The organism is Mesorhizobium sp., from assembly GCF_965229135.1.
GTDB lineage: Bacteria > Pseudomonadota > Alphaproteobacteria > Rhizobiales > Rhizobiaceae > Mesorhizobium.
Window position 1 is genome coordinate 5,091,256 of sequence record NZ_OZ245860.1, and the last position, 14,206, is coordinate 5,105,461.

Annotated in this window: 16 protein-coding genes; 7 read left to right on the forward strand and 9 right to left on the reverse strand. The window is 63.9% G+C overall.

The window, feature by feature from the left end:
• Window positions 1-32: 32 nt before the first annotated feature.
• Window positions 33-323, reverse strand: coding sequence for a hypothetical protein (locus ACO07C_RS24315; RefSeq protein ID WP_421916710.1), 291 nt, complete (start codon window positions 321-323; stop codon window positions 33-35).
• 129 nt (window positions 324-452) lie between these two features.
• Here ACO07C_RS24315 and ACO07C_RS24320 point away from each other — a divergent pair, with 129 nt between their 5' ends.
• Together ACO07C_RS24320 and ACO07C_RS24325 are read left to right on the forward strand one after the other, a co-directional pair.
• The gene (locus tag ACO07C_RS24320; protein WP_421916711.1) at window positions 453-848 is read left to right on the forward strand and encodes an acyl-CoA thioesterase; all 396 of its coding nucleotides are present in this window, start codon (window positions 453-455) and stop codon (window positions 846-848) included.
• 119 nt (window positions 849-967) lie between these two features.
• Window positions 968-1,276, forward strand: a complete 309-nt coding sequence (locus ACO07C_RS24325; protein WP_421916712.1) for a hypothetical protein — start codon at window positions 968-970, stop codon at window positions 1,274-1,276.
• A gap of 46 nt (window positions 1,277-1,322) precedes the next feature.
• Here the strand turns inward: ACO07C_RS24325 and ACO07C_RS24330 are convergent, their stop codons facing one another.
• Window positions 1,323-1,691, reverse strand: coding sequence for a winged helix-turn-helix transcriptional regulator (locus ACO07C_RS24330; protein WP_421916713.1), 369 nt, complete (start codon window positions 1,689-1,691; stop codon window positions 1,323-1,325).
• An 88-nt stretch (window positions 1,692-1,779) separates the two neighbouring features.
• Between ACO07C_RS24330 and ACO07C_RS24335 the strand changes: the two genes are divergently transcribed.
• The gene (locus tag ACO07C_RS24335; protein ID WP_421916714.1) at window positions 1,780-2,385 is read left to right on the forward strand and encodes an NADPH-dependent FMN reductase; all 606 of its coding nucleotides are present in this window, start codon (window positions 1,780-1,782) and stop codon (window positions 2,383-2,385) included.
• A gap of 60 nt (window positions 2,386-2,445) precedes the next feature.
• Here ACO07C_RS24335 and ACO07C_RS24340 read toward each other — a convergent pair whose 3' ends face one another.
• Window positions 2,446-3,255, reverse strand: a complete 810-nt coding sequence (locus ACO07C_RS24340; RefSeq protein ID WP_421916715.1) for an MBL fold metallo-hydrolase — start codon at window positions 3,253-3,255, stop codon at window positions 2,446-2,448.
• A gap of 286 nt (window positions 3,256-3,541) precedes the next feature.
• On the opposite strand from ACO07C_RS24340, the gene ACO07C_RS24345 reads away from it, so the two are divergent.
• The 4 genes from ACO07C_RS24345 (at window position 3,542) to ACO07C_RS24360 (ending at window position 7,826) form a co-directional block, all read left to right on the forward strand.
• Window positions 3,542-4,096: a winged helix-turn-helix transcriptional regulator gene (locus tag ACO07C_RS24345; RefSeq protein WP_421916716.1), complete on the forward strand. Its 555-nt coding sequence runs from the start codon at window positions 3,542-3,544 to the stop codon at window positions 4,094-4,096.
• Complete coding sequence (locus ACO07C_RS24350; protein ID WP_421916717.1) at window positions 4,093-5,196, forward strand: HlyD family secretion protein; 1,104 nt, start codon at window positions 4,093-4,095, stop codon at window positions 5,194-5,196. Before ACO07C_RS24345 ends, ACO07C_RS24350 begins: the two co-directional genes overlap by 4 nt.
• A gap of 64 nt (window positions 5,197-5,260) precedes the next feature.
• Window positions 5,261-6,766 (forward strand): DHA2 family efflux MFS transporter permease subunit, encoded by a 1,506-nt coding sequence (locus ACO07C_RS24355; protein ID WP_421917594.1) that lies wholly within the window; start codon window positions 5,261-5,263, stop codon window positions 6,764-6,766.
• A 133-nt stretch (window positions 6,767-6,899) separates the two neighbouring features.
• Window positions 6,900-7,826 carry a DMT family transporter gene (locus tag ACO07C_RS24360; RefSeq protein WP_421916718.1) on the forward strand — a complete coding sequence of 309 codons (927 nt, stop codon included), beginning with the start codon at window positions 6,900-6,902 and terminating at the stop codon, window positions 7,824-7,826.
• A gap of 6 nt (window positions 7,827-7,832) precedes the next feature.
• Here the strand turns inward: ACO07C_RS24360 and ACO07C_RS24365 are convergent, their stop codons facing one another.
• The 6 genes from ACO07C_RS24365 to ACO07C_RS24390 form a co-directional block, all read right to left on the reverse strand.
• A complete protein-coding gene (locus ACO07C_RS24365) occupies window positions 7,833-9,104 on the reverse strand; it encodes an RNA polymerase sigma factor (RefSeq protein WP_421916719.1) in 1,272 nt (423 codons plus the stop codon).
• Window positions 9,101-9,505, reverse strand: coding sequence for a YciI family protein (locus ACO07C_RS24370; protein WP_421917595.1), 405 nt, complete (start codon window positions 9,503-9,505; stop codon window positions 9,101-9,103). Before ACO07C_RS24370 ends, ACO07C_RS24365 begins: the two co-directional genes overlap by 4 nt.
• Window positions 9,506-9,688: 183 nt before the next feature.
• Complete coding sequence (locus tag ACO07C_RS24375; protein ID WP_421916720.1) at window positions 9,689-10,999, reverse strand: hemolysin family protein; 1,311 nt, start codon at window positions 10,997-10,999, stop codon at window positions 9,689-9,691.
• Between the two features lie 99 nt (window positions 11,000-11,098).
• Complete coding sequence (locus ACO07C_RS24380; protein WP_421916721.1) at window positions 11,099-11,803, reverse strand: LssY C-terminal domain-containing protein; 705 nt, start codon at window positions 11,801-11,803, stop codon at window positions 11,099-11,101.
• Between the two features lie 194 nt (window positions 11,804-11,997).
• Window positions 11,998-12,804 (reverse strand): extensin family protein, encoded by an 807-nt coding sequence (locus ACO07C_RS24385; protein WP_421916722.1) that lies wholly within the window; start codon window positions 12,802-12,804, stop codon window positions 11,998-12,000.
• Between the two features lie 199 nt (window positions 12,805-13,003).
• On the reverse strand, window positions 13,004-14,170 hold the full coding sequence (locus ACO07C_RS24390) for an extensin family protein (RefSeq protein ID WP_421916723.1): 1,167 nt from the start codon (window positions 14,168-14,170) through the stop codon (window positions 13,004-13,006).
• Window positions 14,171-14,206 lie beyond the last annotated feature (36 nt).

The window sequence follows — 14,206 nt, forward strand, 5'->3', positions numbered from 1 at the left end:
CTTGGATGAGAAATGCAAAAACCGACCAAGGCCTATTCAACGACCTGGCTGTGTCCATCGACAATCGAAAGGTTCGCGACGGCGGTCAGGAAATGGGTTTCGAGCAGGTGGTCTATCAACACCGAGGCACGGCGGACTTTCTTCTTGGAGTGAACGGGGATGACCAGGCGGGATGCGACACGATCCACCTCGCCGAGCGGAAGCGAGGCAAGTTCGTTCGACTTCAACGCCCGGTACAGATCCTCGGCGAAAATCCAGATCTTGAAATTGAGATCAGCGTCCTCCGGGCTTGTGTCGAAGTCGATGACAATGGCGCGTGTCATGGATGGCTCCTCGCTCTGATTCACGTTCGAGTGCCGGATGCTACCAACGGCTTCTTCCGCGTCCAGCCCACGTTGACCATTCGTTTCGCGATAGGTAGGCAGTCAACGACCGGACAAGGAGTTTCGCCAATGGTGCAATACGCGGATGGCCGGCCGATCGGCGATTTGACCCTGCGGACGCTGGCCATGCCTTCGGACGCCAATGCGGCCGGCGATATTTTCGGCGGCTGGGTGATGGCGCAGATGGATCTGGCCTGCGGCATCCGCGCCGCAGAGCGCGCCAGGGGGCGCGTGGTGACGGCGGCGGTGAAGGAAATGTCGTTCGCCAAGGCGATGAAGATCGGCGATACGCTGTGCATCTACACCCATGTCGAGCGAGTGGGCCGCACCTCGATGACGCTCAAGGTCGAGGCCTGGGCGCAGCGCTACCTCTCCGACCTGATGGAAAAGGTCACCCATGCCGACTTCGTCATGGTGGCGCTGGACGGCGAGGGCAAGCCGAAGGTGGTTCCCCCGGAAAGCTGACGGCCAACTCGCCTTAAAGGTCCCGCGAGGCATCGAGGACCGCAATGCTGTGTGATGCCTTTCATAGTCGCGTTCGCATGTTTCGTTGACCATCTCCCGGTGGGCCTGGGAGAGAGACAATGCGTCAACCATTGCTGAACGGCGTATTGGTGGGGGCCTTGGCGGGACTGTTCTGCCTGCTGGCCGCGACCGCCTACACCGAGGCCAAACATGACGATGCCGAGGCGAGTTGCGTCTCCGAAAATCGCGGTGTCAAACCGCGAGCGGCAAGATGCCAAACCTGCGTTGCGGCCCCGTGCGGTGCGATGGCTGTGAAAAACTGCACGGCGGAGACGACCTGCACCGTGAACGGCAAGCTGGTCGAGCGGGACCCTAAGTCAAGCCGGGGCGAAAGCCGGTTGTGGGCCGGAATGCAAATGCAGCCGTAGAATTCGTTTCGCCATGCCGTATGCAAACCCTTGCGGCGCAAGGGCTTCAGGCATGGACGCCATCGAACTTTTCCCGCGCGGCCCTGACGCGCTGCGTGTTGAGGCGCGCCCATTCGCCAAGCGCGCTGACAGGCACGAGCAGTTCGTGGCCCAACTCGGTCAATTCGTAATCGACGCGCGGCGGAATGGTCGGGAATACGGTGCGGGTGACGAAACCGTCGCGCTCCAGCCCCCGCAAGGTGGTGGTCAGCATCTTCTGCGAGATGCCGCCGACGGCGGTGCGCAATTCATTGAAACGCAGTGGTCCGTCGCCCAGCTTGCCGACGACCAGCACGGTCCATTTGTCGCCGACCCGTTGCAGGATTTCCGAAACGGCGCGGCAGTCTTCGGTGCGGTGTGGGTGCCTCGGTATCAAAAAAGTGCCTCCTTGCGCAGCGCTTTGTCAGTATCTCATATAGCTCTGGTATCTAAACGATACCAGCATTGCTTGTATGGAGAGCCCCATGTCAAAACCCAAAATCGCCATCGTCATCGGTTCGACGCGCGCCGCGCGCTTCGCCGATGTGCCGACCCAATGGATCGCCAAGATCGCCAGGTCGCATGCCGACATCGACGTCGAGATCGTCGACCTCAGAGATTTTCCGCTGCCGTTCTTCGACGAGGTTGCATCCTCCGCCTGGGTGCCGTCAACCAACGAAGTGGCGCTGCGCTGGCAGAAGAAGGTCGCCGAGTTCGATGGCTTCATCTTCACCGCCGCCGAATACAATCACGGCCCGACGGCCGTGCTGAAGAACGCCATCGATTACGCCGCGAATGAATGGAACAAGAAGCCGGCCGGCTTTGTCGGCTATGGCGGTGTCGGCGGTGCCCGTGCCGTCGAGCAGCTCCGCATGCATGCCGTCGAGCTGCAGATGGCTCCGGTCAAGGCGGCGGTCCACATCGTGTGGGGGGATTTCCTCGCCGTCCGCCAGGGTGAGAAGAAGCTTGAGGATCTGGAGCATCTGAACCAGGCCGCCACGGCGCTGGTCAACGACGTCGCATGGTGGGCAAAGGCGCTGAAGAAGGCGCGCGACGCCGACGTGGTCGACGAGGAAATCAAGGCGGCCTGATCCGCTGGAAGAATTATCCTCCCAAGGGATAGGGGGCGGCGCTGGCGCCGCCCTTTTCAATCATAGCGGCTCAAATCGAAAGCTGCCGCCGGATCGCACGACACGGCCAATGCCGGGCCAGTCCAGGTGAGCGCCGGCAACAAGATGATTGTCGTCCGCCGCGAGCGCCAGCAGCCGCAACCGGCTCTCGCGCGCCAGGTCCTGATCTTCATCGAATTCCCACGCCACCTCAGGCCGATCGAACTGAAGCGATGGAACGTGAACGGTGTCGCCCCAGATCAAGATGCGCTCGCCGCCGCTCGAAACGCGAAAGCAGCTGTGCCCCACTTCATGGCCATGAGCGCCGATAATGTCGACATGTGCCCCGATGCGGTCTCCGTCTGCGAATGGTTCGGCCATGCCGTGAAATCTTTCGAGCCGCGCTTCGGCGCGAAACAAGCCGAGTTCCTCCCGGGGAATGAGCAGGCGCGCCAGGCGCGGGAAAGCGTCCCCACCGTCAGCAAGCACAAGACCATGGATGTGGTCGAGATGCGTATGGGTGAAGCAGACGGTGCGGACACGTCCGACATCGATGCCGGCTTCGTCCAGCGCCTGGGGCAGCCGGCCCATGGTCGGGTGCCAGGCATTTGAAGCGCCGGTATCGATCATGATGATCTCATGTCCATCGTCAATCGCGAAGGCATTGACGGAGAGCCTGAGCTGGCCGCCAACCAATGCGACCTGTTCCGGCAATCCGTCGCCAAATGGCTTGTCGTCGCGTTGTCGAAGCCGTCCGACCGGCATGTCGACATAGCCATCGCGCAAGGCGATGATGCGTAGCTCACCAAGAGTGTAGGTCGAATGAAGGTCGCCCGAAGCCGTGCGGTGCATTTTCGTCGATCCATTCTGAAGACGGTCGTCAGTCTGCAATGGGGCCCCGGCGTCGGCAACCCGCAATGTCCATTCCGGGCATCTGCGCCTTCAGCGCGGTCAGCCGCCGGAGCCCGTCGAACAGATGGTCGGGGATGACCGCGATCCAGTGCCCGGAGATCGCTCTCAGGGCGCTTTCCGATCTTCCGCGAAACGGGGCCCAGGCTATTTGATCACGACCGAGTGACTTGCATAATGAAACTAACTTGAGCTATGAGTCACTATCATTATGAAAGAGGCTCATGCCATGGTTGCAAAGACAAGCTTCGAAACACGCCCCTGTCCCATCGCACGCAGTCTTGACGATGTCGGCGAGTGGTGGAGCATCCTGCTTCTGCGGGACGCATTCCAGGGCCTGACGCGCTTCGACCAGTTTCAGAAGAGCCTGGAGATCGCGCCCAACATCCTCACGCGACGGCTGAACAGCCTGGTCGAGCGCGGTCTGTTCGAGAAGCGCGCCTACTGCGAGCGCCCGCTTCGCCACGAATATGTGCTGACCGCCAAGGCACGCGACTTCCGCCCGGTCCTGCTTACCCTGCTCGCCTGGGGCAACAAGCATCTGGCACCCGAAGGCCCGAGCCTGGTGATGGTGGACAAAGTGGATGGGCGCTGGGCCGAGCCCGTTGTGGTCGATCGTCACAGCGGCAGGGAACTGGACAGCGAGGACTTCACCATGGCCACGGCGCCAATGGCCACCGAGCGCATGCGGCAGAGATATCGCTTTGCCAGCGAGGGCTCAGGTCTTCCGCTCGTCGACAACACGTTGGTCGATCAAAGCCATCAAGAGGCGCGAAGCAGATGAACAAGGTTCTCTCAGCGGCCGAGTTGCAGCCGGCGCAGCCATCGAGTGTTCAGGTTCCCGCTCCCGTCCAGAAGCGCCGCAAGCCGTGGCTGATGGCGGGAGCCGCGATCGCCATGGGTGTCGCCGGATGGTATGGCTTCCAGTGGTGGCAGGCCGGCCGTTTCCTGGTGTCGACCGATGATGCCTATGTCGGCGGCAATGTAACGCCGCTGGCACCACGAGTCGCCGGGCATATCGATCAGATCCTCGTTGACGACAACCAGCACGTCGCGACGGGCCAGCTCATCATCCGCATCGACGATCGGCCCTTCAAGGCCGCACTGGCGCATGCGCAGGCATCGGTCGAGCAGAAGCAGGCGGCGCTCGACAATCTTGGCGCCCAGATTTCGCTGCAGAATTCGCTGATCGAGCAGGCGCAAGCCGATCTCGAGGCCAAGAGCGCCGCCGCCGTTTTCACGTCGCAGGATGCCAGGCGCTATGAAGTGCTCGCCAGCACCAGGGCCGGTTCGCAGCAGGACGCCCAGAGGAGTTTTGCAGCCGACGGGCAGGCCAAGGCATCGGAGGCTGCCTCTCGTGCCGGGCTTGCGGCCGCCAGACAGCAACTTGACGTCCTGAACACCCAGATTTCGGAAGCGACCGCGGAGGTCGCGGCGGCGAAGGCCGATCTCGATACGGCGCGGCTCGATCTCGGCTTCACCGAAATCCGCTCGCCCATCGACGGCATCGTCGGCAACAGGCTGGCGCAGGTCGGCACCTATGTCTCGCCGGGCAGCTATCTGCTGACCATCGTTCCGGACAAGGGCCTGTGGGTCGATGCCAATTTCAAGGAAGACCAACTGCTCCACATGACAGACGGGCAGGCGGCGACGGTCTATTCGGACATTGCGCCAGACGAGCCGCTCAAGGGGCATGTCACCAGCCTGGGGCCGGCGACGGGAGCGATCTTCAGCGTGATCCCGGCGCAGAACGCGACCGGCAATTTCACCAAGATCGTCCAGCGCGTCCCGGTCCGGGTCACGATCGACCCCGGCCAGACACGGACAGTCGCGCTACGGCCGGGGCTGTCGACCACCGTGACGGTCGATACGGCTTCGCACTGAGGGCACAATGTCAGAGCCCGCCGCTCCTCAGTCTTTCCTCGCAAGCATCGCGCCATTCATGGTCATGTGCGTGGGGATGTTTATCGCGCTTCTCGACATCCAGATCGTGGCCTCCTCTCTGCAGGACATCGGCGGCGGCCTATCGGCGGCGCAAGACCAGATCGGCTGGGTGCAGACGTCGTATCTGGTGGCGGAAATCATCGTCATTCCGCTGTCGGGCTGGCTCACCCGGGTGTTTTCCACACGCTGGCTTTTCACCATCTCGGCCGCCGGCTTCACGCTCGCCAGCATGCTGTGCGGCCTGGCTTGGAACATAGAGAGCATGATCGTGTTCCGTGCGTTGCAGGGGCTGCTCGGAGCGTCGATGATCCCGACGGTCTTCACCTCGTCGTTTCATTACTTCCAGGGGCCGAGGCGGGTCTATGCGGCAGCGGTGGTCGGCAGCATCGCCTCGATCGCGCCGACGCTCGGGCCGGTCATCGGCGGCTGGATCACCGACACGCTGAACTGGCACTGGCTGTTCTACGTCAACGTCATTCCCGGCACCATCATCACGCTCCTCGTGGCACTGCTGGTCAAGATCGACAAGGCCGATCCGTCGCTGCTGAAAGGCGCCGACTATATCGGCATGGTGTTGATGGCGGTCAGCCTCGGCACGGCGGAATACGTGCTTGAGGAGGGCTCGCGCTGGAACTGGTTCGACGATGCCACGATCCGCAACGGCGCCATGGTTGCCGGGATCACAATGGTCCTCTTCGTTATCCGCAGCCTGACCTATTCCCAGCCGGTCGTGGATTTCCGCGCCTTCGGCAACCGCAATTTCGCCATTGGCTGCTTCCTGTCCTTCGTCACCGGCATCGGCATCTTTGCCACGATTTATCTCACACCGCTGTTCCTGGGTTACGTGCGCGGCTACGACGCCCTGCAGACCGGACTGGCGGTATTCTCCACCGGCGTCGCTTCGATGGTTGGCGTTCCCGTCTACATCTTTCTCGCCAAGCGCTTCGACACGCGCTGGCTGATGATGTTCGGGCTGGCCTCCTTCGGCGCGTCGATGTGGAGTTTCAGTGCCATCACCAGCGAATGGGGCGCCGCGCAGCTGCTCCTGCCCCAGATCTTTCGCGGCTTCCCGCAGGTCTTCGCGGTGGCGCCAAGCGTCAATCTCGGCCTTGGCAGCCTGCCGCCCGAACGGTTGAAATATGCCAGCGGCCTGTTCAACACGATGCGCAATCTTGGCGGCGCGGTCGGCATCGCCGTTTGCGGCGCGATCCTGAACGACCGCACCAACTTCCATTTCCTGACCATCGCCTCGCATCTGACGCCGCGGAACGGGGCCGCCATGCGGCTCGTCGACAACGTCGCGCTTCGCTACGGGCAGTTGCCCGGCGCAATCGACGACGGTCATACGGCGTCGCTGAAGCAACTCTGGCAACTGGCATATCGCGAGGCATCCACCATGGCCTACGCCGACGCGTTCCTGGTGATCATGGTCGCCTTCGTCATCGCCACGGCGCTCGTTCCGTTCCTGCGCAACGTCGCGCCAAAGCCTCTGCCCGCCGACGCACACTGAGGCGGAGCCAGAAAAATGGTGGGATGGCGGCAGCCGACGCGGCACAGCCCCGTATCCTCTTGGACCGGCACATGGACCGGGCTGCCATCTGGCCCTGCCGTTCGCCGCGATATATCCGGCTGCGATGCCCAGCATGAGCAAGTCCGTGAAGTCACCCAGCCTGGCCGGTGTCGTTTCCCCCATGATCCCGGTGCTCGTATGCGCGCTCGCGATCTTCCTTCTGTCCGCCATGGACGCGGCGATGAAGGTCCTGGTCATCGCGATGGGCGTCTACAACACCGTGCTGTGGCGCAGTATGCTAGCGACGGTGGTCGCGGGCGTGGGCTGGTCGGCAGGACCACGTTCGCTTCCGGCGGCTTCAGTGCTGAGGCTGCATGTGCTGCGTGCCGTGGTTGTCGGCATCGTCCTGTTGTCGTTCTTCTGGGGGCTCGCCAGGCTGCCGCTCGCGGAGGCGATCGGGCTCAGTTTCATCGCGCCCCTGTTCGCGCTTTTGCTCGCGGCGCTCATGCTCGGCGAACGCATACAGCGTCAGGCGATCTGGGCCTCGGTGGCCGGCATCGCCGGCGTCGCCATCATCGTGGCCGGACAGTTCGGGCATGCGACCTATGCCAGGGATGCGCTGCTTGGCACGGCGGCGGTGCTCGCATCAACGGTGTTCTACGCCTACAATCTGATCCTTGCGCGGCAGCAGGCGCTGCTGGCCAAGCCGATCGAGATCATGCTGTTCCAGAACCTTTCCGTCGCGGTCGTCCTGGGGCTGGCGGCACCTTGGCTCGCCATCGCCCTGCCGTGCGATCTCTGGCTTCCGCTGGCCGGGGTCACGGCACTGTCGCTTGCCGGCCAGTTCCTGATGAGCTGGGCCTATGCGCGCGCCGAAGCGCAATACCTGATCCCGACCGAATACTCGGCCTTCATCTGGGCGGTCGCGATCGGCTGGCTGTTCTTCGACGAGGCGGCGACATGGACCACGCTGGCAGGAGCGGGCCTCATCGTGGCCAGTTGCCTGATCGCGGCGCGCTCGAACCCAAGGCTTGCCGAACCGATCGAAGCAGCTGTCTGAGGGATTTCAGGAGGGGCTGCCCTTTGAGTGCTCAGGCCAATCACCCGCGCGGCTGAGCAACAGCGCGTGCTCCTTGTCATTGCCGGTCAAACCGGCGGCACGACGGAACTCGGCGCGGGCTTCGGCGGGACGCCCCAGCTTCTCCAGAAGATCGCCGCGCACCGTGGGCAAGAGATGCGAGTCCTTCAGGCGCGGTTCGTCCTTTAGCGCGTCGACGATGGCGAGACCTTGTGCGGGTCCGAACGCCATGCCGACGGCCACCGCCCGGTTGATCTCGACGATCGGCGAGGGAGCAGCCAGCGCAAGCGCCTGGTAATGGGCTGATATGGCGATCCAGTCGGTGTCGGCCGCGGCCACCGCGCGGCTGTGGCAGGCGGCAATCATCGCCTGCAGCAGATAGGGGCCCGGCGTCGACGTCAGGGTCATCGCGCGGCCCATGCCGCCGAGACCGTGCCGAATGAGCGACCAGTTCCATCGGGTGCGGTCCTGGTCGAGCAGCAGGGTCGGATCGCCCGCCTTGCCGATGCGGGCGGCGAAGCGCGAGGCGTTGAATTCCATCAGGGACAAAAGCCCATGCACCTCGGGCTCGTCCGGTATCAGCGCCGCCAGCGAGCGGCCCAGGCGCAAGGCCTCGCCGCAGAGATCGCCCCGCAGCCAGTCCGGCCCCGCTGTCGCAACATAGCCTTCGTTGAAGATCAGATAGACCACCTCCAGCACGGCGGCGAGCCGTTCGCGCCGCTCCTCGCCGCGCGGTGTTTCGAACGGTATCGCGGCATCGCGAAGCGCCCGTTTGGCGCGCACGATGCGCTGGGCGACAGTGGTTTCAGAAACGAGGAAAGCGCGGGCGATCTCGGTCGTCGACAGCCCGCCCAGCAACCGCAGGGCAAGCGCGGCGCGCTGTTCCGGCGCCAGCACCGGATGGCATGCGGTGAAGATCAGGCGCAGCAGGTCGTCATCCACGTCTTCGTCGATCGCCCCCTCGATGTCGGGCATTGCGCGTTCCAGTTTGGCGAGGTCGATGGCGAGTTCGCGATGCTTGCCGTCGATCATGGTGGTACGGCGCAGCCGGTCGAGCGCCCGGTTCCTGGCGACCCGTGTCAACCAAGCCGCCGGGTTGCGCGGGATGCCGTCCCGGGGCCAGCGCTCCAGTGCCAGCAGGAAGGCATCGCCGGCGATCTCCTCGGCCAGCCCGACGTCCCTGAGATAGCGAGCCAGCCTGGCGGTGAGCCTGGGCTGCTCGATCCGCCAGACCGCTTCGATGGTGGCTGTGGCCGTCAACCCTTCAGCTCGCCAAAGCCTTCCGCCACCTTCTGGACGTCTTCGGGAAACTCGCTGATCTCAAACACGCGACGAACCTCGATCACGTCATTCTCGCCCGCGGGGCAGCGGCGAGCCCATTCGATGGCCTCCTCGCGCGAGCGCACGTCGATCACCCAATAGCCGCCCAGAACTTCCTTGACCTCGGCGAACGGTCCGTCGGTGACGGCGGGCTTGCCGCCCTTGTAGGTGACCCGCGCGCCCGATGACGGCGGATGCAGCCCGTCCAGCGCCAGCAGCACGCCGGCCTTCTTCAATTCCTCATTGTATTTCATCATCCCCTCGACCGCCTTGGCATCGGGCATGACATCGGGCGCCGCCTCCGCGTAGCCGGCGGGAATCATCAGCATCATGAACCGCATGGTCTTCTCCTTCATTGCGTTGGTTCGATGATATGACGAACGGGGCACTGGAGAATCGACCGGGGCGCGAAAAAAGTTTGAAATGCCCTTCGTCGCGCTACCGGGATGGGCCGCGCCGAGTTCGCCTGTTGATAGTTCTGCTTGGACGGCCACCGGCATGCCGGCAGCCGATCCCAGATGCTATCAGCGCACCGCTTCGCGTTGGCTGCCGGGCAGCCGGGTGGCAATCAGCTTGTCGATGCGGCGGCCGTCGAGGTCGACCACTTCGAAGCGCCATCCCTGCGCGTCGACGCATTCGCCGGTCGCCGGCAGATGGTGCATGTGCGACAGCACGTAGCCGGCGACGGTCTCGTAGTCGCGGTTCTCGGGCAGGTCGATGCCGAGGATCTCGGCCATCTCGTCGGCCTGCATGTAGCCGGCGAGCAGCCAGGAGCCGTCATCGCGCCTGACCGCGTTTTCCTCGTCGCCGGCGTCGACATCCGAGCGGAAGACGCCGGTGATGGCTTCCAGTATGTCGGCGGGGCTGACGATGCCTTCGAAATGGCCGTATTCGTCATGGACCAGCGCCATCGGCACATCGGATTCCTTGAGCTTCTGCAGCACATCCAGCGCATCGGCCTGGTCATAGACGATGGGCGCGGCGCGCACATGCTTGCGCGGGTCGAGCGGGCGGCCGGCAAGGATCGCGGCCAGCACGTCGCGGGTCTGGACGACGCCGACCATGACGTCGACGCCACCGTCACCGGCCGGCAGGCGCGAGTGCTGTGTTTCCATCAACAGCTTGCGGATGGTTGTCTCGTCGGATTGCAGGTTGATCCAGTCGACCTCGGTGCGCGGCGTCATCACGGCGCGCACGGCGCGGTCGCCAAGCCGCATGACGCCGGCGATCATGCGCCGCTCGTCGGATTCGATGGTGCCATGATGCTCGGCCTCGGCGACCAGCATCTTGATCTCCTCGTCGGTGACCTTCTCGTCGCTTTCGCCCCGTTGCCCGAGCAGCCAAAGGATGGCGCGGCCGGAAATATCGAGCAGGAAGACCAGGGGCGCCGAGATGGTGGCGAGGATGGTCATGGCAGGTGCGGCGCGTGCGGCCACGCGCTCGGGATCGCGCAGCGCGATCTGCTTGGGCACCAGTTCGCCGACGATCAGCGAGAAATAGGTGATGATGGCGACGACGATGCCGACGCCGAGCGGATCGGCGATGCTCTCGCGGATGCCGGTCGAGGCCAGGAACACCGACAGCCGGTCGCCGAGCGTGGCGCCGGAGAAGGCGCCCGAGAGGACGCCGACCAGGGTGATGCCGATCTGCACCGAGGACAGGAACTTGCCGGGATTCGAGCCAAGCTCAAGGGCACGGCCGGCGCCATTGACGCCGCGGTCTATCATCGTCTTCAGCCGGGCCGGCCGGGACGAGACGATGGCAAGCTCGGACATCGATAAAAGGCCGTTCACGCAGATGAGGACGACCACGATGGCAATTTCGACGTATAGCATGCGGGGTCAATAGCATTGCCGCATAGTCTTCGAAAATAGTCCGCCGCCATTTTTACAAGATGAGCTGCCTTGTCGCTTCACGATGTTGCGGTCCACACGCTACGGCTGCAGCAGCACGCCGATGACGGCCTTGCCGTCCGTGAAATACGGATCGCCGCCGCCATTGTGGCCGGTGCGCGTCGCGCCGATGCCGGCGATGTCGCTGGTCGAGGTCAGCACGCCGGCGGCGGACAGGTCGCCGATGAGGAAGTCGCGCTCGGCGTCGAGGTCGGGGCCGATGTGATGGGTGATGGCTGCGGTGTTGTGGCTGAGGCCGACGCCGCGATCGAAGCTCGCCGAACCCAGCCACAGCGTGCGGCCGTCATCGCCGATCGCATCGGTGCGCCAGAAGCGCACATGATGGCGGCGGTCGGGGCTGTTGCCGACCGGCTTCTCGAAGGCAAGGTCCTGCGCGCGCCCCTCGAACAGCAGCCGGCTGACCGGCGCATCGGGGTAGGGGTGGCTGAACAGGACGCTTTCGCCGATCCTGATCGCGGTCTTCAGTGTCGTGGCGTCGGCCGTGTCCCAGCCGGCGATGGCGAAGGCGTGGACCAGTTCCTTCTCGCTGCCGACAATGCCGACATTGATCGGGTCGCCGGGAATGCCTTGCGGCGTGTGCGTGACCATCTCGAAGCTTTGCGTGCGAAAGCCGCGATCGCGAAACGACCAGAATTCCGGCGCGGCAAGGTAGGCCAGCGCCAGATAGCCCGCGCAGAACGTTAACAGCCATGTCGTCGCGCGCCGCCGAAGGCTTGGTTGAATCATGACCCCGCTCGTGCCTTGCAGCATCTGTCACCCGCCCCATTCGGGAAATCAATGGAGGCATGCAGCCGATTTGTGGTCAAATTCGGTTTTGAACGGTGAAGCGGCTGGGGATGTGACGGGTATCGATCCTCGTTTCGGCGCCAGCGTGCATTCCTTAAGGAATTCGGCTGTCGCCGCGGGCCTCTCGGGCCTGATCAGCGGCAGGCGCGATAACCGTTCTTGCGGTTCTTGATGTCGAAATGGAAGTGATTGCGGTGGTCGTAATTGTAGCCTGGACCCAGCACCGTGGTGAAATACTGGCAGCCGTCGGCGCGCACATTGTTGAGGAAGCCGCGTGTGCGGAAGGCGAACAGGCCGGGCTTGCGCACGTCGATGTCGTCACCATTGTTGAGCTCGATGCTCATGACGTCGAGCGCGTTGCCCTTGCCGTGTTCTGACAGCACGCCTTCGCCGGCGATGTTGCGGCAGGAATAGCTGGAGCCCTGGTGGATGGTCTTGACGCCCGAGAAGTATCGCCAGCGGGCGGATGGAACCAGTTCGTTCTTCGTCCAGGCGGCGAAGGTGGCGGCCATGTCGCAGGTCAGCGTCGCCGCCGGCTTCATCTCGACGCTGCCGATGGCCGAGACCTTGACGGGATAATCTATGCCGCACTGGCCTTCATGGATCGGCGCGAGGTCCGTATAGACCACACCCATCCGCTTCAGTTGCTGGCGGCAATCGGTTTCGCTGGCCGGGATCTGTTCGACCGGCGACATCGGGGTGTCCATGCGCGGGTAGGCGGCCTGCGTCATGTAGGGATTGGAAGGGACCAGCCGCTGCATGCCGGTATATTGGGGGACCGACGATGTCTGTGCGCCAACGTCGACGGCCGGCTGCAGGGACAGCACGCTGCCGGTATTGCAGGCCGAAACCGCCGCGAGCGTAAGGCCGGTGGCCAGCAGCGCCACGCGTTTCGATTGGCGCGCGATGGTTAGAAACACGGCGCGAGATTTGCCGGCCATTGGCGGAGTTCCTGTCCCCGAACCTGACCAGGATCAGGTTCTACCTTTGCCTGACCATGATCCTTTGCGAAAAACCGGTTTCCACCTTTCGGGATCATGGTCGAGATATCCGGCATTTTAACGATCAAGAGTAAAGGAAAGCTCAGCGCCCGCATTCATGCCTGCGGCTGAAATGCGGCACGCCGTTCCTGCTGATCAGCTACTGGCAGAACGTCCCGCCATTCCTGCGTGGCTCGAGATCGAGATGGAAATGCAGGGCGTGGTCGGCATCGGCGCCCGGGCCGAGCACGGTCTTGAATGGCCCGCAGGCCGCCTTGCGGACAGCGTTGAGAAACTTCGCGTCCTTTTCCGGCGGCGACGAGTTGATTTCGATCTTCTTGCCGTCCGACAGGGTGAAGCTCGCGATGTCGAGCGCATTGCCGAAGGCGTGCTCCGACAGTTTCCTGGTGCCATGGCGCGGCCGGCAGACAAAGGCCGACGCCTGGCTGATCGATTTGAGGTCGGCGCCGAATTCGGCTTTCGCCGCCGGCTGGATGACATCGGCGGCAAACCGTGCCGCCGCCTCGGCCATCGGGCAGTTGATCTCGGTGCCAGGCGCGATATCGATCGACTTGCCGAGCGTCTTCAGCACGATCGGGTAAGGGATGGAGCAGCCGATTTCGGGATTGCTTTCCGCCTTGTGCTCCTCGAATTCGACGCCAAGCGTCTTCAGCCGTTCACGGCAGGCGACTTCCTCCGCGGGCATTTTTTCAGCGGGCACATCAGCCGAACGCGGGTCGGGAAGCATCTTCTTGTCGCTGTTGTCAGCCGGCTTTGGCGGTGGTTGGGGGGCTACAACCGGGGGCTGGGGCTGAGGCTCGGCGATATCGGGCTTTGGGGTCGGGATCGGTGCGTCGGCTGGCGGCTCCGGCTCGATTTCCGTATCGGCGGACGGCTCTGGTGCGGATGGCTGTGCCTGTTTTTCCAGACCGGGCTTTGCTTCAATGACCCGGTCTTGATCGGGCTGGTTGGGCGCAACAGTGGTCGCTGGAGCCCGCGGCCTCTCCTTGTCCGCCGCTGCGGCATCGGGCTTCTGCTCGTCCACGGGACGCGGCTCAGGCACAGGCACGGCGGCTGGCGATGTCCGCGGTCCCTGCGTTTCCTGTTGTGTCTGCGTCGGCGTTACGTGCCGGGAACCGCGCGTTTTCAGGCGCTGCTTGCCTCTCGACCTCAGCGGCTGGTCGGCCCGCTGTGTCAGTGGCTGCTCCACCCGGGGCGTTAGCGGCTTGTGATGCCGGTGCCTGGCGTCGGCCGGCACCACCAGCAGAGCGGTGACGGCCATGACCAATGCAATGCTGTATTTCCGCGAGAAGACGAACGTTGCCATCGCCGTCAACGGCACGGCCGCCCCGAGGTTGCCTGC